The organism is Pseudomonas sp. IT-P100, assembly GCF_949767185.1.
In the GTDB taxonomy this organism is placed as follows: Bacteria; Pseudomonadota; Gammaproteobacteria; order Pseudomonadales; family Pseudomonadaceae; genus Aquipseudomonas; species Aquipseudomonas fluorescens_B.
In genome coordinates this window covers 24,920-45,765 of sequence record NZ_CATKQK010000058.1, presented here as the reverse complement: position 1 = coordinate 45,765, position 20,846 = coordinate 24,920, and the positions used below count along the sequence as shown (strand labels likewise).

The following is a 20,846-nucleotide window of genomic DNA, read 5'->3' as shown; positions in this document are numbered from 1 at the left end:
TTCACCCGCCGCCCGGCGAGGAATGGTTGAATCCCCGGCAGCGGGGTAAATACGCCATTGCCGGTGATCATCAACTCTGCGTTTTGCAACCTCAGGAAGCTCGATACAGACCCTGCACGCACTCGAGCAACCCGGAATCGCCTAAGGGGGGTAGCGACCCCGCTATGGAAGCCCATATAGCTTTTTTCTGTCTTGATCAGTTTGACCAGATGGACGAATTCGCTCGCCTTTAACGTAGGCGCGAACCACTGCTGGACGCTTACTGATTTTCTCTAGCCAAGCGGCGACGTTAGGATAACCATCGAGCGTCATTCCTTGCTTGTCATGTTGCAGCACCCAAGGATAGATCGCCATATCGGCAATGGAGTACTCGCCGGCGACATAAGGCCGTTCGCTCAATTGCTGCTCCAGAACGCCATACAAACGTTCGGTCTCTTTACTGAACCGTGACACGGCGAGCGGCACATGTTCAGCGGCGTAATTCAGGAAGAACACTGTCTGTCCCAATATCGGCCCCAGGTTCGCCGCTTGCCAGAACAGCCACTGCATGACTTCAGCCGCCCCTTTCGCATCGGCGGGCATGAATTGCCCGCGACGCTGAGCCAGGTACAACAAAATCGCCCCTGACTCAAAGACCGATACCCCAGTCTCTCTGTCGACTATCGCTGGAATACGCTGATTGGGCGAAATCCGGGTGAACTCGGTGGAAAATTGCTCACCATTGCTGATATTGACGGGGTGCGCGACGTAGGGATGTTCCGACTCCTCCAGAAAAATGGCGACCTTCTGCCCGTTGGGGGTTGGCCAGTAATAGTAATCGACAGCACTGGAAAGATTGAACATTGGGTTCCCCAATTCGGCAACAGAATGAAAACCTAGGTCACATACTCGTCAGTGCTCAGCTCAAGGCAGCCATGAACGCCGTCGGAGTTGGCGGATCATTTCAGGGCACTTGCGGCGTTTCGTACCAATCACGGCTGGGGGTGGCGAAGCGCATCTTCTTGCGGATAACAGCGGCATTTTCGACGCTGGTTATTTTTTCGAGCAGTACGAATGCAACTTCAGTGGCAGTCCCCGGCCCGCTTGACGTGATGATCTGGTCATCGACAACCACGGGGCGATCGACAAAGCGTGCACCGGTTTCCAACAGTTGGTTTTTCCGCTTGCCTCCCTCCTGGTGATAGGTCGTAGCGTTCCTGTCACGCAACACGCCGGCCACGCCGAGGCATACGGAAGACACGCACACGCTGGCGACGGGTTTACCCGCTTCGACGAAATGCCGGATGGTCGCCAGGAAGGGTTCACTCAAGGCTTCCTCGTAAAAACCCGACGGTTCAAAACCACCCGGCAGTGCCAGGGCATCGAAGCTGCTCACGTCCAGATCGCTCAATAAAAAACTCGGATTGAGCATGAGGCCAAAGGTGGTCACGATCTTTCTGCGAAGGCCGGCGTTGACCAGTTCCACAGGGTGATCACCCAGCAGGTTGGCCCAGCCAAGCACATCGGTAAAAGCGGCCATTTCCAGGGGCTCCACGCCGTTGGCCAGTAACATAAGCACGCGTTTCATCAGTCATTAGCCTCTGCGGTACAGCATGGAAGAGTGTGTGCTTATGCTCCGCCTTAAGCGCGATGTAGAGAACGACCAGAAAATACAATCCACTATTTCGCGCACTGAAATGCCCGAGCGGGCACACGCGAAGAAGACTGTCGTAGTCAAAGACGCGTCCCTTGGGATGATGGTGTCCAATCCGACAGTCGTTGCCTGCCTGTTTGAAACAGCTGCCACTGCCAAGTAATGGCTCGCAGTGACCTCCGCTGTTGCGTGCGCTGCAAGCGTTCAAAGCACATCCGGCTGCATGGCCGGATGCTCGCGCAGGCCGTCGACGATGTGGTCAACAAAACTGCGCACCCGCATCGAGGCCTTGCGCCCTTCGCGGTACACCACGTGCACCGGCAGCGCCGGTAACTCATAGGGCTGCAACACACGCCGCAATCGCCCAGTGTTCAGATACTCATACAACGGATAGCTCAGGCAACGGGTAATGCCGGCGCCATAAGCTGCTGCATCTATGGCCGCCTGTACCGTCGCGCAACTGATCCGTGTACGGGCTTTCAAGTGATTGATCTCACCGTCGTGTTGGAAGTCCCACTGGACTCGGTCTCGATAAGCATGGGTGGCGACCAGTCGATGATTTTGCAGTTCCTCGGGTTCGCTGGGCTCCCCGTGAGTAGCCAGATAAGCCGGGCTGCTGCATACCATCGAGCGTACGTAGCCCACCTGTCGTGCGATCAATGACGAACTGGGTAGATGGCCGACCAGCACCGCCACATCGATGCCTTCTTCATTCATGTTCGGAAAACTATCATGGTATTGCGCAAAGACTTTTACCTCCGGGTACAGGCTCATGTAGTCCGTCAGAATCGAGGTCATGACATAACGGCTGAACAGCAAAGGCATCAGCACCGTGAGATTGCCTTGGGCCTGTACATGCAAGCCCTTGGCCGAAGCCTCTGCGTCTTCGATGGCCCTGAGAATGCGTGAACAATCGACCATGAAACCGGCGCCGGCCTCGGTCAGCGACACCCCACGGGTGCTTCGAATCAACAGAGGCACGCCAAGACGTTCCTCCAGCCGTGCAATGGCGCGAACGACCGTAGGTCCGGACACATCCAGACGACGGGCCGCAGCAGCGAGACTGGGACGCTCCGATAACGCTTCGAACATCAGCATTTCATGGTAGCGATCCATCAGTTGGAACCCTTCACCACAGCCTTGAGCGCCGAGTCCTTGCCGAGTCGATCCGCGAGAAAATCCACGAAGGTACGAACCTTTGCCGGAATTCGGGTGCTCTTGAGGTAGACCACTTGAATGGGCAGCGCCGGTGGTTCGAAGTCCTCCAGCACCAGTTCCAGTTCGCCAGCCGCCACCTGGTTGGCCACCTGATAGGACAACACCCGCGTGACACCCCAGCCCAGGCTGGCGATATTGATCGCGGCCTGATTGGCGGTGACCACCAATCGCGGTTCGAATCGAAAGCTCAGGGCGTTGCCGTCGTTGACGAATTGCCAGTCGCTCAGCAAATGGCTGGCCGAAGACATGACGATGTTGGCGTTACTGAGTTCACCGGGATGACGCGGCCTGCCGTGGCGTTCGAAATAATCGGGAGTACCGCAGATCACCTGACGTACTTCGCCAACTTTGATGGCGTGCTGATTAGTCTCATGCAAGTGGCCGATGCGTATGGCCACATCGATACCCTCGTCCGTCATGTTCACGACACGATCCACCAGCAAGGCATTGAGGTGCACCGAAGGAAACTGGTCCACGTAGTCGGCCAGTAGCGGCGCGATGTACAACTCGCCAAACAGCACCGACGCGGTCACGGTCAAATGCCCGCACGGTATCGAGTAACTCCCGGCAGCCGCCTCCTCCGCCTCGTCGATATCACTGAGGATACGCCGACAATCCTCGAGATAGCGTTGACCCGCTTCGGTAAGATGCAGGCTGCGAGTGGTTCGAGAAAGGAGCTGTGTGCCGATTCGCTCCTCCATCGCGGCAATGGCACGGGTCACGCTGGGGGGAGAGATATTCAACAGCCGGGCGGCGGCGGCAAAGCCTTCTTCCTCGGCCACGGCCATGAATATCTGCATTTCTTGAAAACGATCCATAGTCGCCCCTGTCTTGATGAGAGGACAGCGAGGTATCTGGCCGCTTGCGCGGTAAGACCTGATTGCCAGTATCGTCGGCTACAGCGACTTTCGCACGCGCCGTCGGGCTGGCTGCATTTACGTAAAGCGTCCTGGGAAAACCGCGAAACAAATGAAAAGGAGCTGGCCGGAATTGTTTTCCCGGCAAGCTCCTTCAGAATCGAGTCAAGCCTCTTGCAAGCCTACAGCAGTACGTTGCATGCCAACGAAGTTCGGCAAACCTTCGATGCTGCTCAACCAGGCACGGACATTCGGGTAGTCAGTCAGCGCCACGTTACCTTCCGGCGCGTGGGACACGTAAGTGTAGGCAGCAACATCGGCGACGGTCGGCTTGTCGCCGGCCAGGAATGTGCTCTGACCCAACTCTTCTTCCATGACCTTAAGCAGGGAATGAGAGCGTTTGATTGTATCTTCGGCGTCAAGACCGGCACCAAACACCGTGATCAATCGTGCGGCGGCAGGCCCCGAACTGATTTGACCGGCGGCCACCGACAACCAGCGTTGAACTTTGGCTTGCTCTAAAGGATCGGTTGGCAGCCATTGGCCCTTGCCATATTTGGCGGCGAGGTAAACCACGATGGCGTTGGAATCTGCCAGGACGGTGCCGTTGTCATCGATCACCGGCACTTGGCCGAAGCGGTTGAGCGCCAGGAAGTCAGGCGCTTTGTGCGCGCCCTTCATCAGATCCACGAAAACCAGTTCGGTTGGCAGTCCCAGCAGGGACAGCATCAGTTCGACCCGATGTGAGTGGCCAGACAAAGGGTGACGATAGAGTTTGATCGCTTGCTGAGACATGACGTGCTCCGATAGTTGTTAGACTTCGACCCGGTGATCGCGTCGATGGAGTTATCTTCCCCTCCTCTCGTAAACAGCGGAATGACCAGCAATTACAATCCAGCATTTCATTGCATGTAATAATCATTTTTTTCCGACCCTGCTTCCCCTCCCGACACTCCCAGCATCAAGTCCATAAAGGCCACTGACGCCGCGCTGTGATAGTTGTTTTTACGCCGTAACAGCGCGGCTCCGCGCCGTGGCCCCTTGTCCAGCAGCGCGATCCTGCGCAGGGCTCGGTCCTGGGTAGCGATAGGCTCCGGAAGAATAGTGGCGACCGCCGTGTGCCGCATGACTTCCAGCAAGGTATTTACCGAATTGACCTCGATCACCACCTTGGGTGTGATCTGCGTCTTGGCGAAGTACTCGTCAATACAGATGCGGGTGGCGAAGTCGGGCGTCAGCAACGCAAAGTCCAGTTGAGCGACCTGCTCGGCGGTCAACGGTTTCTTGCAGTCGTATAACGGATGATCCCGCCCCACCACCAGCCCCAGGGTTTCTATAAAAGCCGGGATCGTTTCGATGTCCGGGTTTCTCACCTCATCAAACGCAATGGCGATATCCAGTGAGTCATCCGCCAGGCCGGTTTCGATATCGGCCATGGAGAGTTCAAAGATCTCCAGGTGGATATTTGGATAGAGAGCCATGTAGTCGCGCATCAACGGTCCTACCAGGTACGCCATGAACGTCGGTGTCATGGCCAGGCGCAGGGTACCGCGGGACAGATCCTTCACATCGTGCAACGCGCGCTTGCCAGCTTCCAACTCAACCAATACGCGACGTGCACATTCGATGTAAGCCTGCCCCGCATCGGTAGGTTTTACCGTGCGCGAGGTCCGGTCGAACAACACAACGCCAAGGGTCTCTTCCAACTGTCGGATCTGTTGCGACAAGGTCGGCTGGGAAACATGCAGCGCCTCGGCGGCGCGGGTGAAGCCGGCGTTATCGGCGACAGCCAACAAATAGCGCAAGTGTCGTAGCAGCATGGGATTCCCCCTCTATAGGCCGTGCTTATGCGTGGCATTGTATATCGGTCCTGGACGCTATCGAGCAACCACCAGGACATTGCTCATACCCAGGCAACACCAGGAATGCCAAAGGTTATTCCGGCGAATTGATGTGCGACGCGAACAGCTAACTGGACACCAGTCGTACAAAAGCGCTTTTACACAACCTCTATCGAGGATGTGTAAAAACGTCATAGAGGGATTTTGAATCTCAGGTCCAAGCTTTTTGAGGGTGACGTTCCGTCGTTGCGTCCGGCGTCATCGATAAGTAAGCACATGCCGTGAAAGACTATTTGAATTGGCCGTTTGCTGTCATCTCCCAGAGACAGGTGTACGCAGGGTCACAAATTCTTCTGCCGAGGTCGGGTGTACACCGATGGTTTCATCGAACAGACGCTTGGTCGCACCCGCTTTCAACGCGATGGCCAGCCCCTGGATGATGTCTCCGGCGTCGGGCCCCACCATGTGCGCGCCCAAGACCCGATCAGTAACGGCATCCACCACCAGCTTCATCAACGTCTGCTCGGACGAGTCCGTGAGGGTCAGTTTCATCGGCTTGAATCGGCTTTCGAAAACGATCACATTCTGGCCATTCTCCAGCGCCTGTTCCTCAGTCAGCCCAACGGTTCCGATGTTGGGCTGGCTGAACACAGCAGTGGGAATGTGGCGGTAATCTACTGGACGATATTCTTCAGGCTTGAACAATCGACGAGCGACCGCCATGCCTTCCGCCGTTGCAACAGGGGTCAGTTGCACCCGTCCAATCACATCACCCAACGCCAGGATCGATGGTTCGCGGGTTTCAAAGTTGTCATTGACGTCTATGTAACCCTTCTCATTGAGTTCGACGCGGGTATTTTCCAGGCCCAGATTGTCGAGCATCGGCCGCCGGCCAGTGGCGTAGAAAATGCTGTCGGTCTCCAGTTGACGACCGTCGTTGAGTGTCGCCAGTAGACTTCCGTCAGGCTGTTTATCGATCCGGACGATATCGGTGTTGAATTCCAATTGCAGTCCGCGCTTGGTCAGCTCCTGCACCAGGTGCGTGCGAACCGCCTTATCAAACCCACGCAGGAACAGATCACCGCGATACAGAAGGCTGGTGTCGGCACCAAGGCCATTGAAGATGCCGGCGAATTCGACGGCGATGTAACCGCCGCCCACCACCAGTACTCGCTTGGGCAGTTGCTCCAGAAAGAAGGCTTCATTCGAAGTGATGGCATGCTCGCGACCTGGAATTTCCGGAATGTGTGGCCAGCCGCCAGTTGCAATCAAAATGCGTTCGGCGCTGAAACGCTGTCCATTGATTTCCACATGATGCGCGTCGGTCAGTCGTGCATGGCCTTCGAGTAACGTTACGCCGCTGTTGATCAGCAGTTTGCGATAAATACCATTGAGTCGTTCGATCTCTCGGTTCTTGTTGGAGATCAATTTTTGCCAGTCGAATTGCGCCTTGCCGGCCGTCCAGCCAAAGCCCTCGGCCTGTTCGAAGTCGTCGGCAAAATGCGATCCGTAGACCAGGAATTTCTTCGGCACACAGCCGACATTAACGCATGTACCACCGAGGTAACGACTCTCGGCAACTGCCACTTTCGCGCCGAATCCCGCGGCAAAACGCGCTGCACGGACACCGCCGGAACCAGCGCCAATCACAAACAAATCAAAGTCGTAGGTCATCTCAATTCTCTGCAAGGTCGCACAACACATGTGCTGCCAAATATCGTTAAAGGGGAGAAAAACGAAGTTTCAATGCACGCAACATCGAGCCGCACCGTTCCAGGACCGAAGCCTTGTTCTGACGCGTGCCGGATCTGTACGTGACAGGAGCCGCTATGAATTCGCTAGCCAGCGCTCCCATCAATTGGGGCAGCAAAAAGCCGCCTTCGTATTCGGTAACGACCATGACCGGAGTATCCAGCCAAGGGTTACCGTCGCAGGAATGAGCGACATCAATCATGTGGGGGCTCCCTGGATGGACACTGCATTCACCCGAATTGGGTCAATTGCTTCTGCGTTCAGTCTCACCATGTATGGGCAATTAGAGAACCAGCAGGGATGTCATGACTTAATTGTGCTGAGTGAAACAATCCTGCGAGGCGTTGTTCTGAACATACTGATCAGGCTGCCGTCAGCGTCTTATGCGAGGTCATTGACAGTCACAAATTCCACGCTAATCCCTCTTTCCAGCGACCATCCGACTATGAGGTCGCTGGAAAGACACGGGGGCTTATCGCGTGTTGTCAGGGTCGCTTAGCCGCCGCTGCACGCCGATCCCCAGACTTGATACGTCACGGTGTGACGCTGGCCCTGGGAATCGTCATACGTCAGTTCCACGGGGACGATTCCGCAGGCATTACTGACATCGGTGATGCTGATGGTTTTGACGATATCAAGGGGCATTCCGGTCCGTGCAACCTCCTCAGCCGGTGCTGCCACGATGCTGCTGGAAACAATGGCAAACGTCAGAGCTATCACCGGTTTGGAAAAGTTCTCCAATAAGCGGTTCATGCGTGACTTTCCCGCAGCAGATTGCGAGCGGAGTCGGCCATCACGGCAAGAGAGCCGGCCAGCATCAGTACGTCTTTGAGCACCAGGCGACCGCCACCGGACAGGTAGGGAAAACCGTGTTGAGCATCGCCCAGAGCCCCCACCCAGGCTTCGGGCGTAGTGATCAGAAAGCTCAAAGTCACCAGCGGCGTACCGAAGGCCAGCGCACCACCGAGCAAGCCGGTGCGTCGTGAGATCGGGTTGGACAGCACCAACAAGCCAATCAGGAGTTCGACAATGCCCAACCCCGTCGAGAATCCGTAAGTGTTGTTGCCTGTCTGCCACGCGCGCTTCTCCACGTTCAGTTCACCTTCATGTGTCAGGTGAGCCTTGTACTCTTGGGGGTGTTCGTAGAAGAACGACATGAAGGGACTGTTGGCCACAAACGGTGTGATGCTATCGGCCTCGTATGGGACGAATTTGAGCGCGCCGATCCACAGGAAAACGATGCCGATTGCCAGTCGCATGAGCGAAGCGCCAAAGGTGTCCACTTTGCTGAGGAACCGTAACCAGGTTGTAAATGAGGTGAGCATGGGACTTCTCCAGAACATTGAATGTGGAGTCAGTCTGCTGGTTTTGAGACCAGTGCTTTTGTTCGTCATGCTCAAGTTGTTGCTTGATCGTCTCAACGTGACCTTCACGTTTCAATGACGTAAAAAAACCTCGGCACTTTGTAGTACCGAGGCTGCTTGGACGCGATGTCAGGCTAGTTTTTCAGCGCATCAAACGCTTCGAGCGTGCGTAGCGAATAGATGTAAGCAGCGCCCGCGTTCATCGAGATAGCCGTGGCCAGGGTCGCAGCCACCTCTTCGCGGCTCGCGCCTGCCTTGATCGCTGAGTTCGTATGTGCGGCGATACAACCATCGCAACGAGTAGTGACAGCGACGGCGATCGAGATCAACTCGCGTGTCTTGACATCAAGCACATCGTTTTCGGCAGCGGCTTCACCGAGTGCCATGTAGGCTTTGACCATCTTGGGGTTGCTCTTGCCCAGTGCGCCGAAGGCTTTCTGGATAGTGGGCAATAATTCGGACCAATTATTGAACATAGCGTAAATTCCTGAGCAGGTTGAGTGTACTGTTTCGACACACTCAGTTTTCTCCAGTGGCGCGATTCAGGTTTGTTCGATCGGCTCAGCTTTTATTGCGAAAGACTCAAAATGAATTCAATCGATAAACTCATCAGCTTGGCCAACGTGCGCGGCAGCCTGGATTTGCGCTGCCAGTTCGAGGGGGATTGGGCTCGCGAGCATGAGCAGGAAGCCTTGGGCAAGGCGCCCTATCACATCGTGTTGGCCGGAGAGTGCCAGGTATATTTTCCTGATGGCGAGCGTGTTTCCATGAAGACCGGGGACATTTTGCTGCTTCCACGGGGCGTGCCGCATGTCATGCACAGCACAGGCAAAACCGTAGCGCCGACCGTGCCGTACGTTAGCGAAGGTGGTGTCGTGCCGATGCATCGTATTGGCGGGGCCAGTCGCGATTTCGACATGCTCTGTGGCGGGTTTCACTTCAATCGCACGTCACTGCTCTTCGCTGCGCTGCCCGAGTATCTGGTCATCCCGCCCACCGCCAGTGGGCAGCTACTTGCGCTGGTGGAGATGCTGCGTGGCGAAGCGGATGGCGACCAGGTCTGCTCCAGATTCATGCTCGACGCGCTATCCCAGGCGCTGTTCACCTTAATCCTGCGAGCGCACCTGGCAAGCGATGGCCAGACCACTGGCTCATTGGCCTTGCTCAGCGACAAACGCCTCGGACGCGCCTGGCAGGCGATGCTGGCCGACCCTGCATTCGAGTGGACCGTTGAAGGGCTGGCGGAAATGGCGAGCATGTCCCGCGCAACGTTCCTGCGCGCATTTGCACGTGTGGCTGGCGCGTCACCCTGGGTGCTGTTGACTCAGGTCCGTATGGAAATGGCGTTCAACCTGCTGAGCCATTCCCATCTGGGGCTGAGCGATATTGCCGTACAGGTCGGGTACCAATCGCAATCGGCCTTCAGCAAGAAATTCAAGGAGTTTTACGGCGAGGCGCCAGGGAAACTGCGTCGCGGGATTTAATTCTACGGCAGGTCCATCGGCGACACGGCGGTCACGATCTTCAAGGAAACCTCCCCCGGCCGTATGCCTGTTCGCGCCGCCCTGGCAACAGGATTGTGCTAGACCTTAGATATGATTGCGCTGGTGTCGAAGTCGTAGGGAGGCCGCATCCAATGGCGCCAGGTGATCAGCCATTTGCTCATCAATGACTTGCAGTCAATCACAGATGCCACAGCAAGGCTTCCCGCCTTGTGCTCGAGCCTTTGACCATAGGGAGGTTCTGAGCGAGGAGACACCGCCGCTTTCCACTTGTCGTTACCTACCTGGGAGGAGCACATGTGAGTCGAGATTCTCTCTCTGATTCGCCTCTGGATAACGGACCAATAGTCTTCGTTGTTGATGATGATGAGTCCGTGCGCATCGCATTGAGCAGTCTTTTCCGCTCGATGGATGTGCGGGTCGAGACGTTCGCCTCCGCGGCCGAATTCATTCGCCGCCCCGACCCTCAAACACCGTGCTGCCTGGTGCTGGATGTCCGCCTACAAGGGTCCAGTGGCCTGGATGTCCAGCGAGATTTGCTTGAGTCAGCGAATAAGTTGCCCATCATCTTCATTTCCGGGCATGGCGACATCGCGATGTCTGTTAAAGCGATGAAGGCTGGCGCCCTGGACTTCCTGGTCAAACCGTTTCGCGACCAGGACCTTCTGGACGCAGTATCGGCTGCACTCAGGACAGATACAAAGCGCCGTGAACTGGCCAAGGAGGATGCTGGATTGCATGCCTGTTACCAGTCACTGACTGCCCGGGAACGCGAAGTCATGGCTTATGCCGTGAAGGGTCTGATGAATAAACAGATCGCCGGCGAGATCTGTATCAGTGAAGTCACTGTCAAAATTCACCGCGGGAACGCGATGAAAAAAATGAAGGCGAAGTCGTTTGCTGATCTGGTACGAATGGCTGAATCGCTAGGGATAGGAGGTAAGCACTGAATCAATTTAAGGCGTAAGTACTGTGTACTTGGAAGCAATACGCTCTTGGAGTGCCAGGCAAATGCCTCTATGCACCTGCCCCACCGTCCGCCCCCTCTCTTATTACTCCCACTCATACTCACAAATCTCGCCCAGCTGAACGCCGACAAATTGTCCAGCAATTAAAAAATCAAAATCTCGCCGTCCGCCATTAATACTCAAGTATTAGCCGCTACCACTCACGCGCTAAAAAATTCGACCTTATGTCGAAGTGCTTATCGGCTGCGACAGTCCTATCCTGTGTTCAAGCAAACGAAAACACCGAACGAGCAGACACCAGTGACAAAAGCAATCAGTCCCAATGCATACAGATCAATTCGGCGAACTTGAATGGAGGCTCAGACACTACCAACAGTTTTGACAATGATTACCGACTTCTAAAACAACACCAATCAATATCATCCGTTACATTATCTCGACTGGAGAAACGCCATGACACAGTCACACGTTTATAACGAAGTCAGCATTGCATTGACGACCGAAATCCTGCAAGCCAAAGCCAGCAGAAACCTGTCATGGCAGGACCTGTCAAACGGTACCGGGCTGGGCCTGGCTTACGTTACTGCAGCCCTCTTGGGTCAGCAACCGCTGCCAGCTGACGCAGCCAGAATCATCGGCCAAAAACTGGGCCTGAACTCCGAGAGCGTGGCTTTACTGCAAATCATTCCACTGCGTGGAAGTTTGTCAGGGGTCCCTAGTGATCCAACCATCTACCGTTTCTACGAGATGATCCAGATCTACGGAACGACGCTGAAAGCGCTGGTTCACGAGCAGTTCGGCGACGGCATTATCAGCGCAATCAACTTCAAGCTGAATATGCAGAAAGTTGAAGATCCAGAGGGTGGCCACCGTGCAGTGATTACCCTTGACGGCAAGTTCCTGCCGCTACGTCCTTTCTGACGGTATAACAGGCACAACAGGCCGACGTGCGGGCCAATTAAAGCCCTCTCAACGAGCTCACATCCATTAAACCGGAGATCACTTTCATGACTAAATTCCTGTTTTTCGTCTTGTCCGTTACGGCCTCATTATCGACATACACACAAGAAGCCAACGCAGATCCAACAGTTGACATATATAAATATGGAATGCATCTAGACATTGCTAACGTGGTCAAAACCTCACTGGCAGCTGATGTCTGCGGACCCACACCAGTGCGGATGACATACAACGACTCTGACGGTGAAGTACACATCCTGGAATACCGCGTCATTGGCACCGGATGCACGAATTGAGGTAACCATAGGAACGCGAGGATAATGAAAATAAAAAACACCTCATTGGCGTTTTTTTGAAAAGTCACTGCTAGCACACCCAACGACCTGCGCATTACCTGCTCGCCATACCCGCGTTGCTGCGTGATACAAGAAAAGATCACTCTGGCGAAAGCGCCAGGCCAGTAAGAGGGCAATAGCCTTTCAGCGCTTAAACTTCGGCTGTTTCACCCAGTGAAATATTAGATTGTTCTTTTTGGTCGTTCTCACGCAATTGATAGAAGCAGACCATGATCCGCGCAGTCGATCGATTCGTTACAGGTATAGCTGTCTGTGCTCGAAGATCCGTGGACTTCTGGATGGCGCAAAAAAGTGTCTGAAACGCTCCATAGACGTTGCGCCAACGCCCTCCCCATGAAGGCGCAGACAGTTCTGCACCCGTTTCAAATTTACCTGACTGCGTCAATCTTCTATACACAGGAACATTCGATGAAACAGTTATTTGCAGGGCTTGCGCTCGCAGCAACAATGATCAGTTCGACCGCTGCATTGGCCGCTCCGATCAAACCAACCGTTGTGTTGGTGCACGGAGCCTTCGCCGACTCCAGCAGTTGGAACGGTGTGGTAAGAATTCTGGAAAAGGATGGATATCCGGTAATCGCGGCCTCCAACCCTCTTCGCTCGCTCAAGGGTGACGCACAGTCTGTCGCGGATGTGTTAGCGAGCATCAAGACTCCAATCGTCTTGGTCGGGCACTCTTATGGCGGTCCGGTCATCAGCGAAGCTGCCTATGGAAATGCCAACGTCAAAGCCTTGGTTTACGTCGCTGCTATTGCGCCCGAGGCAGGTGAGTCCACCGCAGACCTGGCGGGTCGCTTCCCAGGCAACACACTTGGCCCAACCTTGGCGCCACCGGTTGAATTGGCCGACGGTGGTAAAGACCTCTACATCCAACAGGACAAGTTTCACGATCAGTTCGCCGCGGATGTGTCGAACGCCGACGCCAAGGTCATGGCTGCGACCCAACGCCCTGTGACCGCAGAGGCGCTCAACGAAAAGTCGAGCGAGCCAGCGTGGAAAACCATTCCTTCATGGTTCGTTTACGGTGACAAGGACAAGAACATCCCCGCGCAAGCCCAGGCGTTCATGGCTGAACGAGCGCATGCCAGACAGACCGTCGCGGTCAAAGGCGCGTCCCATGTCGTGATGGTGTCCAATCCGAAGGTCGTTGCCAGCCTGATTGAAGCGGCTGCCACTGCCAAATGACGATTGCCTGCAACCGTCAATGGAACGGTCGTGGCACTCGTTCAATCAGCATCTGGCCGAAAGGCCGGATGCACTTGCAGACCTTCGACAAGGTCGTCGACGAAACTGCGTACACTCATCGTTGGAGAATTTGTGATGACTTCCAAATTGCTCGTTCTGACCGCGACCGCCAGTATTCTTTGCGGGCTAGCTTTCTCTATTGTTGCAAACGCTGATTCAACCCCCGGTACGGCCGCAGAGGGGTCGCCAGTGTTTGGGGTGACACTCCCACCGGGCTACCGGAACTGGCAATTTGTCAGCATTGCTCATGAAGAAGGTGATAAACCTGACATCCGTGTCATTCTGGGAAATGATGTCGCCATGAAAGCGTTCAGGGATGGGACACGGCCATTTCCAGATGGCACTGTCATCGCTCGACTCGCTTATCAATATGAATCCTCCGCGCAAAACAACGCTGTGTTTGGTCGGGACCAATCTTTCATCGCGGGCGAGCCCACGAACGTCCAGATCGAAGTCAAAGACTCTAAGCGTTACGCCAATACAGGCGGATGGGGTTACGGGCAGTTTGAAAACGGCAAGCCCAATCCCAGTGAAAAGATCGTCAATGGCTGCTTCGCTTGCCATACGAAATTGCCCACTGCGACGGACCTGATATTCACAAAGTATTCCGAATAACTGGCCGTCGCTGGTGAACAACCGTCACTGGACGGGTGCCCACCGATGCGAGTATTGCTTCAGTTATGCTGGCTCAATCGCCGTAGGCCTCAATCGGCACGGAAGTGTTGGCAGAGCGATTCTCGAAAATGCTCCAACAGAAAATCGACGAACACCCGTGTTTTGGCCGGCAAAGATTTTTTGGAAGAGTAGTAAACCGAGACCACGCCCAGATCGACATACCAATCTGGCAATAATCGAATCAGCTCACCGCGTTGCAAGCGAGGCCAGGCGCGATCCAAGGGCAGCAGTGCGACACCTAGCCCCATCACAGCACAGCTACACAGCGCTTCCGGGTCGTTCATGATGGCTGCGGGTTTGAGATTGAGGTCGAACCGCCCTTCCCCAGCATCACGAAGCGTCCAGTTCAGCAAACGCCCTGAGTTGGTCGAACGCATTACGATGCCATCAACCCCCTGCAACTCGCTGGGCGTAGTGGGCAGCGGCTTGCCTTCCAGCCATGACGGAGCAGCGACAGCCACGAGATGAAGTTTGGCGAGTTCTCGTGCCACAACGCCAGGTGACAATTCCATGCCGCCACCGATAGCGACATCAAACCCTTCACCTATCAAATCCACGCGTCGTATTTCTAAATGCCAATCTGGCACCACCGCGGGGTAACGCTGCATGAAGGTCTTGAGCAATGGCAATACATAATCGTAAGCCAAAGATGGTGACAAATTGACCCGCAATCGTCCTGCGGGGACTTCTCTGGCTTCGCTTATCTGATTGATAGCCCCCTGGAGGGTTTCCAGGCCTTCTGCGACCTGTTGGTAAAACAACTCTCCCGCTTCGGTGAGGGTGATACTTCGCGTGCTGCGGTGGAACAACCGCGTACCCAGATTGGCTTCAAGGCGCGCCACATTCTTACTGACAGCGGCTGCGGAAATGCCCATGCGCCGTGCGGCTTCGGAAAAGCTGCTGGCTTCCGCGGCACGGGCGAAGGATTCTAGATTACCTAGAGTTTCCACGATCATCTCCAACTTTTGGTTGAAGCTGATTCTACCTATTGAAGACTAATTTATCTTTTATGCTTTGGTCATGATGGGCTTCCTCCTGGTTATCAAGATTGGAAGCAAAGCATCATGGCAAAATTTCTCGTTACTGGCGCGACAGGCAGATTGGGCAATGCTGTCTTGCATTCACTGGTACAAAAAATCCCGGCATCCGATGTTGTGGCAATGGCACGTGATATTGAAAAAGCCGCGCCCCTGGCTGCACTGGGTATAGAAGTGCGCTACGGGGATTACACCGATTACGATTCGTTGGTGGCGGCATTCGAAGGCGTCGAAAAAATCTACATGGTGTCAGCCGTAGCCTTCAGTGATCGTCTTGCCCAGCATAAAAACGTGATCGTTGCTGCCGGCCGGGCCGGTGTTCGCCATGTGGTTTACACCAGTATTCAACGGGTCAACGATGAGCTGGCTCCTATTGAAGGCGTGACTGAAAGCGATATCGCTACCGAACGATTGCTCAAGAGGTCGGGCCTCACGTACACGATTGTTCAACATCCCCTATACGCCGACGATTTGCCCTTCCTCACCGGCGCCGATGCGGCAAAAGAAGACTTCAGTGCCCCAGCAGGTCAAGGTCGAGCCAGCTTCGCCACTTTTGCCGAGCTGGCAGAGGCCGGTGCCGCACTGTTAACCGAAACGGGGTATGAAAACCGCACTTGCCTGCTGAATGCGGGACAGACGTGGTCATTCCAGGACATCGCTAACGGGTTGGCTCGACTGACGGGGAAGCCGATTGAATACCAACCCATTTCCGCTCAAGCATTCATCGCCGCTCGGGAGGCTGACGGCTGGCCAACCTCGGTCGCGAAATTCCTCAGCGGCTGGGGTAACGCCATTGATAAAGGCGCTTTCGACCAGAGCAGTCATACGCTTGAAAAACTGTTGGGACGCAAGCCGAAAGATCTTGAGGGTATGCTACGGGTCGCTTTCTCTCTCTAACTATTTGTTCTTCGTTCCTTCCCATGCTGCATAGCGTCTTGGTGGGAGGCTGCGTGTTGAGGCGGGTGAACTGCCGTCTCAACCCACAATACTCCCCTCAGCCCTCATTCTATTGTCAGTTGTTCAATCAATGCCGAATGCTCGGAAAACTCCGCACAGAGCTTTTGCCTGTTGCCGCTGCCGCCACGATGGGCACCATCAGCCATCAGCCATCAGCCATCAGCCATCAGCCATGAGCCATCAGCCATGAGCCGAGCATCAGATCTATGATCGCGATGCCCGGTTTGAAGCGCCATCCAGCGGCATGCGGTGCATTCATGGCTGCCGTTCCTTTTTGACGAGTCATATTGAATGTGATGCCGCGTGAAAGCTTAGCAGTCGGCTGATCATCAGGGCGTCTATGCTCTTGTGAACTTAATGGACCGGAAAACGTGCATGCATTTGACGCGATCAAGCCAACTGCTCCTGCTGGGTGTACTGGGCTTGAGTGGTTGCGTGCGCCTCGGGCCGGATTTTCAGTCACCGAAGCCAGCCTGGATTGACCACTGGAGCTCCCCTGCCCTTGAGCAATCCAGCCAGCGCAACCTGCATCCTGATCTGCGGCAGTGGTGGCAAGTCTTCGGCGATCCGGTGCTCGATCGTTTGATCGCCGAGGCGGACGCCCAAAATTCGGATCTGAAAATCGCCGGTCTGCGAGTGATGGAGGCCCGTGCCCAACTGGGCATCGCTCAAAGCGGGCGCTACCCGCAATTGCAGCAAGCCAACGTCGACAGTCTGTACTTCAACCGCAGGCAATCCGGCGGAAGCAATCCGCAGGACAGCCATTTCTGGCAACACAGCGCCGGGTTCGACATTGGCTGGGAGCTGGATTTCTGGGGTCGCTTCAGCCGTGCCATCGAATCCGCCGATGCCGGTTACTTCGCCGCACAGGCCAACTACGAAGACGTGCTCGTCCTGCTGCGTGCCCAAGTGGCGGACACCTACTTTTCGTTGCGCACCACCGAGGCGCGTTTGCGTGTGGCGAAGGAAAACGCCAAACAACAAAAGCGTAATTTCGAGATCACCGAAAAGCTGTTCAACAGCGGCCAGCAAGCCGAGCTCGACCTGCAACAGGCCAAGACTCAGTACCTGGGCACCCTGAGCACCATTCCCAACTTTGAAGACCAGGTGCTGCGTATCCGCAATGCGCTGGCTGTGCTGGTCGGTCAGCCACCCGGTGCACTGTCACAGTTGCTTGAGAATGAAGGACTGATCCCGCTGGTAGACCGCGCAGTGCTGCAGGATGTGCCCGCCAACCTCCTGCTGCGCCGACCTGATGTGCGCGCGGCCGAACTCAACGTCGCAGCCCAGTCGGCGCTGATCGGTGTGGCCGAAACCGAGTTCTACCCGTCGTTGACTTTGCTCGGCAGCATCGTCTGGTCGGCCGACACGCTGAACGGCACCTCCAGAAGCCTGGACTTCATCGGCGGCCCCAGCCTGCGCTGGAACCTCTTCGACCATGGCCAGATCAGCAACAACGTGCGTATCCAGGATGCGCGGTTGCAGCAGTTGATCGAAGCCTACCGCGACAAGGTTCGCCAGGCGGCGCGCGAGGCCGATGATGCCGCCAGCGGATTGATCAAATCCCTGGAGCGCGAACGTATCCTGCGTGAGGCGGAAGTCTCCGCCAAGCGCTCGCTGGTGCTGGCCAACGCGCAATATCGTGAAGGTTATTCGGACTTCCAACGGGTGCTGGATGCGCAACGCGCCTTGCTGGAGCAACAGGACAATTACCTGGTCAGCCGCAGCAATGCCGTGAGCAATGTGATTGCCCTGTACAAAGCCCTGGGCGGTGGCTGGTATAGCGCGCTGCCGAAAATCGATGCGGCGACCCGCCGGCAAATGGAGCAACGTACGGACTGGGGCGATCTGCTGGATGAGCCTTCAGCTGCACAAGCCAACAAGGTAAAAGACCATGAGTGAAGCCGCACCGCCCTCCCCCAAGGCACCCGAGCCGCCCGCCGATCCGGCGAAGAAAGGCATCAAATGGGTGTTGCTGGTCATCGTCCTGAGCCTGGCCTGGTATTTGTCGGCGGACCGGTTCACGCCTTACACCCAACAGGCCCGGGTAGGCGCCTTTGTCATTCCGGTGGCGGCTGAAGTGGCCGGCCGGGTCATTCGCGTCAACGTGCGCAACAACCAGGACGTCAAGGCCGGAGACGTTCTGTTCGAGGTGGATCCCCAGCCGTATCAGATCGCCGTCGACCGCGCACGCGCAGACCTCGAATCGACACGCCGACAAATCGGCGCCAGCACCGCCGGCATTGCCTCGGCACAAGCCAATCTGCGCGCCGCCCAGGCCAACGAACTCAAGGCGCGCCAGGACAATCAGCGCCTTGAGGGGCTGTATCGCGATGACCCCGGAACCATTTCCGTACGGCTGCTCGAAGTGTCTCGGGCCAATCGCGAACAAGCCGTCAGCCAGGTCGCCGCCGCCCGTGCCGAAGTCCAGCGTGCGCGGGAGCAGGAAGGTGGCAGTGAGGAAGATAACGCTCTGCTGCGCAGTGCCGCGACGGCGTTGTCGAAAGCCGAACTGGACCTGGCCAACACGCAGATTCGCGCACGGTCGGCAGGCTTGATCACCGACCTGCGCACCGATGCCGGGCAGTTCGCCGCCGTCGGCAGTCCGGTGATGACCCTGATCGCCATCCACGATGTGTGGATCAGTGCTGACATGACCGAGAACAACCTCGGTCGGGTCAGGGTCGATACGCCAGTGGCGATTGTTCTGGATGCGCTGCCGGGCGAAGTGTTCGACGGGCGCGTGCGCAGCGTCGGTTACGGCGTCAGTGTCGGTCAGACGCCGGCACCCGGTACTTTGCCCAATGTACAGAACAGCCGCGACTGGCTGCGTCCAGCCCAGCGCTTCCCCGTGATCATTGAGTTTTCCGAGGAATCCAAAGCGCGGCTGCGCGACAGCCGTGCGATGCGTGCCGGCGGCCAGGCTGAAGTCATGGCCTTTCCTACCCAAGGCAATCCATTGAACCCGCTCGGTCGTCTGTTTTTTGGTCTGATGAGCTGGCTGTCCTATGCCTACTAAACGCACACCCAGGGCTCAACGTGTACTGCGCCTGGCCACGGGCACTGCGTTGTGTCTCGCCGGGAGTTTCGGTTTGGGCTTGCCGATTCCCTTTATCGCGCCGGTGCTTGCGTTGTTGCTCCTCGCCACCGTCAACCGGCCATTGCCGTTCAAGGCCGGAATTGTTCTGGCCGTCGTTGCAATGTTGACCACCGGAGTCGGCCTGTTGTTGATTCCGGTTCTGCGTTATTACCCGGTCAGTGGCGTGCTGCTGGTCGGCGTCTGTCTGTTCCTGGTTTTTCGTTTTGGATTGCGCGGCGGCAACAACCTGATCGTCACGTTCCTGGTGATCGGCCTGACCATGATTTCTTCAGCCGGTGTCGCCGAGTTCGACCTCGCGGCGATGGTTATTGGCGCCCTGGTCAAAGGATTACTCCTCGCCGTTTTGATGGTGGCGGTGAGTCACTGGCTGTTTCCCGACCCGCCCAACGCGCCGTCGCCACCCCCTGCGCCGCTGTTACCGGAGGAAGAAGTCAGCCGGGTTGCGCTGCGTGCAACCCTGATCGTGTTGCCAGCGTTTTTGCTGGCAATGATCGATCCGGCGAGCTACCTGCCGATCATTCTGAAGGCAGTCGGCCTGGGCCAGCAGAGTTCCACCACGGCCCGAAATGCCGGTCGCGAACTCGTCGGTTCGACCCTGCTGGCCGGCGTGCTGGCGGTGCTGTTCTGGAGTGCGCTGAGCCTGTTTGTGCACCTGTGGATGTTTTTCCTGTGGATGCTGCTGTTCGGTCTGATCCTGGCGCGCAAGTTGTACGCCCTGAGCCCGACCCGGTTGAGCCCGGGGTTCTGGCTCAACAGCCTCATCACCATGATCATCCTGCTCGGTCAGTCGGTGCAGGACAGTCTCGCGGGCAAGGACGTCTACACTGCATTTGCCGTGCGAATGGGGCTGTTTATCCTGGTGACTCTGTATGCGTGCCTGATGGTTTATCTGCTGGATCAGCGACCGCCAAAACGCGTTCAGGGATTAACCTGATACCCCTTTCCTTGCAGGCAACTGGTGTAGGCCGTCGAACTGGTGGAAGCGGCGGTTTTCTGTTGCGCCCGGCGTTCCTGGCGTTGACGCGATCCCCCCACCACCGCACCGGCGGCCGCCGTCTCTTTGGCCCGGTTCTGCCGATAATCCTGCTTCACATCGTCATCCACACGGTCATAAAACTCATCGTGCTGGCGACCGCGAACCTGAGCTCCAGTGGCGCCGGCAGCGGCACCGACAGCCGCTCCTTTCAGGCGGCCACCGGATGCAGGCGGCGGCGTCGAAGTCTGACCCGCGGCGATGTTGTGGCAGGCCTCGATGTCCAGTTGGGTTTGTTGCGACGTCTGGCCCTTCAACGGGACCACCGTTTCGGCCCATGCCTGCGTGGCGGCAATCGACAGCGCGACACACAGACCAAGGGAAGACAAGCTGTTCATGATGACCTCC

At 56.4% G+C, this 20,846-nt stretch carries 23 protein-coding genes; 10 read left to right on the top strand and 13 right to left on the bottom strand.

Features of this window, described 5'->3' with window-relative positions:
* Positions 1–162: 162 nt before the first annotated feature.
* The 11 genes from ACM6IQ_RS28305 to ACM6IQ_RS28255 form a co-directional block, all read right to left on the bottom strand.
* Positions 163–843, bottom strand: coding sequence for a glutathione S-transferase family protein (locus ACM6IQ_RS28305; RefSeq protein WP_017338986.1), 681 nt, complete (start codon positions 841–843; stop codon positions 163–165).
* Between the two features lie 100 nt (positions 844–943).
* On the bottom strand, positions 944–1,567 hold the full coding sequence (locus tag ACM6IQ_RS28300) for a DJ-1/PfpI family protein (RefSeq protein WP_414880397.1): 624 nt from the start codon (positions 1,565–1,567) through the stop codon (positions 944–946).
* Positions 1,568–1,837: 270 nt separating this feature from the next.
* Positions 1,838–2,749 carry a LysR family transcriptional regulator gene (locus ACM6IQ_RS28295; protein WP_414880396.1) on the bottom strand — a complete coding sequence of 304 codons (912 nt, stop codon included), beginning with the start codon at positions 2,747–2,749 and terminating at the stop codon, positions 1,838–1,840.
* Positions 2,749–3,669: a LysR substrate-binding domain-containing protein gene (locus ACM6IQ_RS28290; protein ID WP_017338990.1), complete on the bottom strand. Its 921-nt coding sequence runs from the start codon at positions 3,667–3,669 to the stop codon at positions 2,749–2,751. The genes ACM6IQ_RS28295 and ACM6IQ_RS28290 overlap by 1 nt, the downstream gene beginning before the upstream one ends.
* Positions 3,670–3,873: 204 nt before the next feature.
* Positions 3,874–4,503, bottom strand: a complete 630-nt coding sequence (locus ACM6IQ_RS28285; protein WP_017338991.1) for a glutathione S-transferase family protein — start codon at positions 4,501–4,503, stop codon at positions 3,874–3,876.
* Between the two features lie 107 nt (positions 4,504–4,610).
* The gene (gene cynR / locus ACM6IQ_RS28280; RefSeq protein ID WP_414880395.1) at positions 4,611–5,528 is read right to left on the bottom strand and encodes a transcriptional regulator CynR; all 918 of its coding nucleotides are present in this window, start codon (positions 5,526–5,528) and stop codon (positions 4,611–4,613) included.
* A gap of 333 nt (positions 5,529–5,861) precedes the next feature.
* Positions 5,862–7,223, bottom strand: coding sequence for a glutathione-disulfide reductase (gorA, locus tag ACM6IQ_RS28275; protein ID WP_414880394.1), 1,362 nt, complete (start codon positions 7,221–7,223; stop codon positions 5,862–5,864).
* A 46-nt stretch (positions 7,224–7,269) separates the two neighbouring features.
* Positions 7,270–7,503 carry a hypothetical protein gene (locus ACM6IQ_RS28270; protein ID WP_414880393.1) on the bottom strand — a complete coding sequence of 78 codons (234 nt, stop codon included), beginning with the start codon at positions 7,501–7,503 and terminating at the stop codon, positions 7,270–7,272.
* 293 nt (positions 7,504–7,796) lie between these two features.
* A complete protein-coding gene (locus tag ACM6IQ_RS28265) occupies positions 7,797–8,054 on the bottom strand; it encodes a DUF2790 domain-containing protein (RefSeq protein WP_414880392.1) in 258 nt (85 codons plus the stop codon).
* Positions 8,051–8,626 (bottom strand): reactive chlorine resistance membrane protein RclC, encoded by a 576-nt coding sequence (rclC, locus tag ACM6IQ_RS28260; RefSeq protein ID WP_017338996.1) that lies wholly within the window; start codon positions 8,624–8,626, stop codon positions 8,051–8,053. The genes ACM6IQ_RS28265 and rclC overlap by 4 nt, the downstream gene beginning before the upstream one ends.
* A gap of 173 nt (positions 8,627–8,799) precedes the next feature.
* Positions 8,800–9,141 (bottom strand): carboxymuconolactone decarboxylase family protein, encoded by a 342-nt coding sequence (locus tag ACM6IQ_RS28255; RefSeq protein WP_017338998.1) that lies wholly within the window; start codon positions 9,139–9,141, stop codon positions 8,800–8,802.
* Between the two features lie 111 nt (positions 9,142–9,252).
* Here ACM6IQ_RS28255 and ACM6IQ_RS28250 point away from each other — a divergent pair, with 111 nt between their 5' ends.
* From ACM6IQ_RS28250 to ACM6IQ_RS28225, 6 genes are all read left to right on the top strand, one after another.
* Positions 9,253–10,149 (top strand): AraC family transcriptional regulator, encoded by an 897-nt coding sequence (locus ACM6IQ_RS28250; protein WP_031318950.1) that lies wholly within the window; start codon positions 9,253–9,255, stop codon positions 10,147–10,149.
* Positions 10,150–10,466: 317 nt separating this feature from the next.
* Entirely contained in the window at positions 10,467–11,117 is a 651-nt protein-coding gene (locus ACM6IQ_RS28245) for a response regulator transcription factor (protein WP_414880391.1), read from the top strand.
* Positions 11,118–11,588: 471 nt separating this feature from the next.
* On the top strand, positions 11,589–12,056 hold the full coding sequence (gene cynS / locus ACM6IQ_RS28240) for a cyanase (protein WP_017339002.1): 468 nt from the start codon (positions 11,589–11,591) through the stop codon (positions 12,054–12,056).
* 86 nt (positions 12,057–12,142) lie between these two features.
* Positions 12,143–12,391, top strand: a complete 249-nt coding sequence (locus ACM6IQ_RS28235) for a DUF2790 domain-containing protein (RefSeq protein ID WP_017339003.1) — start codon at positions 12,143–12,145, stop codon at positions 12,389–12,391.
* A gap of 468 nt (positions 12,392–12,859) precedes the next feature.
* Positions 12,860–13,636 (top strand): alpha/beta fold hydrolase, encoded by a 777-nt coding sequence (locus tag ACM6IQ_RS28230; RefSeq protein ID WP_414880502.1) that lies wholly within the window; start codon positions 12,860–12,862, stop codon positions 13,634–13,636.
* Between the two features lie 135 nt (positions 13,637–13,771).
* On the top strand, positions 13,772–14,311 hold the full coding sequence (locus tag ACM6IQ_RS28225; protein WP_017339005.1) for a cytochrome P460 family protein: 540 nt from the start codon (positions 13,772–13,774) through the stop codon (positions 14,309–14,311).
* 89 nt (positions 14,312–14,400) lie between these two features.
* Here the strand turns inward: ACM6IQ_RS28225 and ACM6IQ_RS28220 are convergent, their stop codons facing one another.
* Positions 14,401–15,321, bottom strand: a complete 921-nt coding sequence (locus ACM6IQ_RS28220) for a LysR family transcriptional regulator (protein WP_031318951.1) — start codon at positions 15,319–15,321, stop codon at positions 14,401–14,403.
* A gap of 114 nt (positions 15,322–15,435) precedes the next feature.
* Here ACM6IQ_RS28220 and ACM6IQ_RS28215 point away from each other — a divergent pair, with 114 nt between their 5' ends.
* From ACM6IQ_RS28215 to ACM6IQ_RS28200, 4 genes are all read left to right on the top strand, one after another.
* Positions 15,436–16,305: an NmrA family NAD(P)-binding protein gene (locus ACM6IQ_RS28215; protein WP_414880390.1), complete on the top strand. Its 870-nt coding sequence runs from the start codon at positions 15,436–15,438 to the stop codon at positions 16,303–16,305.
* Positions 16,306–16,740: 435 nt separating this feature from the next.
* On the top strand, positions 16,741–18,267 hold the full coding sequence (locus tag ACM6IQ_RS28210; RefSeq protein ID WP_414880389.1) for an efflux transporter outer membrane subunit: 1,527 nt from the start codon (positions 16,741–16,743) through the stop codon (positions 18,265–18,267).
* Positions 18,260–19,384, top strand: a complete 1,125-nt coding sequence (locus ACM6IQ_RS28205; RefSeq protein WP_414880388.1) for an HlyD family secretion protein — start codon at positions 18,260–18,262, stop codon at positions 19,382–19,384. The genes ACM6IQ_RS28210 and ACM6IQ_RS28205 overlap by 8 nt, the downstream gene beginning before the upstream one ends.
* Complete coding sequence (locus ACM6IQ_RS28200; protein ID WP_414880387.1) at positions 19,374–20,399, top strand: DUF2955 domain-containing protein; 1,026 nt, start codon at positions 19,374–19,376, stop codon at positions 20,397–20,399. Before ACM6IQ_RS28205 ends, ACM6IQ_RS28200 begins: the two co-directional genes overlap by 11 nt.
* On the opposite strand, the gene ACM6IQ_RS28195 is transcribed toward ACM6IQ_RS28200, so the two are convergent.
* Positions 20,384–20,836 carry a YMGG-like glycine zipper-containing protein gene (locus tag ACM6IQ_RS28195; RefSeq protein WP_031318953.1) on the bottom strand — a complete coding sequence of 151 codons (453 nt, stop codon included), beginning with the start codon at positions 20,834–20,836 and terminating at the stop codon, positions 20,384–20,386. The genes ACM6IQ_RS28200 and ACM6IQ_RS28195 overlap by 16 nt on opposite strands.
* Between the last annotated feature and the right edge of the window lie 10 nt (positions 20,837–20,846).

Coding starts and splice junctions, on each gene's coding strand:
- ACM6IQ_RS28305 (WP_017338986.1), bottom strand. CDS start 843: ATGTTCAATCTTTCCAGTGCTGTCGATTACTATTACTGGCCAACCCCC.
- ACM6IQ_RS28270 (WP_414880393.1), bottom strand. CDS start 7,503: ATGATTGATGTCGCTCATTCCTGCGACGGTAACCCTTGGCTGGATACT.
- cynR (WP_414880395.1), bottom strand. CDS start 5,528: ATGCTGCTACGACACTTGCGCTATTTGTTGGCTGTCGCCGATAACGCC.
- ACM6IQ_RS28210 (WP_414880389.1), top strand. CDS start 16,741: ATGCATTTGACGCGATCAAGCCAACTGCTCCTGCTGGGTGTACTGGGC.
- ACM6IQ_RS28265 (WP_414880392.1), bottom strand. CDS start 8,054: ATGAACCGCTTATTGGAGAACTTTTCCAAACCGGTGATAGCTCTGACG.
- gorA (WP_414880394.1), bottom strand. CDS start 7,223: ATGACCTACGACTTTGATTTGTTTGTGATTGGCGCTGGTTCCGGCGGT.
- ACM6IQ_RS28300 (WP_414880397.1), bottom strand. CDS start 1,567: ATGAAACGCGTGCTTATGTTACTGGCCAACGGCGTGGAGCCCCTGGAA.
- ACM6IQ_RS28225 (WP_017339005.1), top strand. CDS start 13,772: ATGACTTCCAAATTGCTCGTTCTGACCGCGACCGCCAGTATTCTTTGC.
- ACM6IQ_RS28285 (WP_017338991.1), bottom strand. CDS start 4,503: ATGTCTCAGCAAGCGATCAAACTCTATCGTCACCCTTTGTCTGGCCAC.
- ACM6IQ_RS28195 (WP_031318953.1), bottom strand. CDS start 20,836: ATGAACAGCTTGTCTTCCCTTGGTCTGTGTGTCGCGCTGTCGATTGCC.
- ACM6IQ_RS28255 (WP_017338998.1), bottom strand. CDS start 9,141: ATGTTCAATAATTGGTCCGAATTATTGCCCACTATCCAGAAAGCCTTC.
- ACM6IQ_RS28235 (WP_017339003.1), top strand. CDS start 12,143: ATGACTAAATTCCTGTTTTTCGTCTTGTCCGTTACGGCCTCATTATCG.
- ACM6IQ_RS28295 (WP_414880396.1), bottom strand. CDS start 2,749: ATGGATCGCTACCATGAAATGCTGATGTTCGAAGCGTTATCGGAGCGT.
- ACM6IQ_RS28200 (WP_414880387.1), top strand. CDS start 19,374: ATGCCTACTAAACGCACACCCAGGGCTCAACGTGTACTGCGCCTGGCC.
- ACM6IQ_RS28215 (WP_414880390.1), top strand. CDS start 15,436: ATGGCAAAATTTCTCGTTACTGGCGCGACAGGCAGATTGGGCAATGCT.
- ACM6IQ_RS28230 (WP_414880502.1), top strand. CDS start 12,860: ATGAAACAGTTATTTGCAGGGCTTGCGCTCGCAGCAACAATGATCAGT.
- ACM6IQ_RS28290 (WP_017338990.1), bottom strand. CDS start 3,669: ATGGATCGTTTTCAAGAAATGCAGATATTCATGGCCGTGGCCGAGGAA.
- ACM6IQ_RS28250 (WP_031318950.1), top strand. CDS start 9,253: ATGAATTCAATCGATAAACTCATCAGCTTGGCCAACGTGCGCGGCAGC.
- cynS (WP_017339002.1), top strand. CDS start 11,589: ATGACACAGTCACACGTTTATAACGAAGTCAGCATTGCATTGACGACC.
- rclC (WP_017338996.1), bottom strand. CDS start 8,626: ATGCTCACCTCATTTACAACCTGGTTACGGTTCCTCAGCAAAGTGGAC.
- ACM6IQ_RS28205 (WP_414880388.1), top strand. CDS start 18,260: ATGAGTGAAGCCGCACCGCCCTCCCCCAAGGCACCCGAGCCGCCCGCC.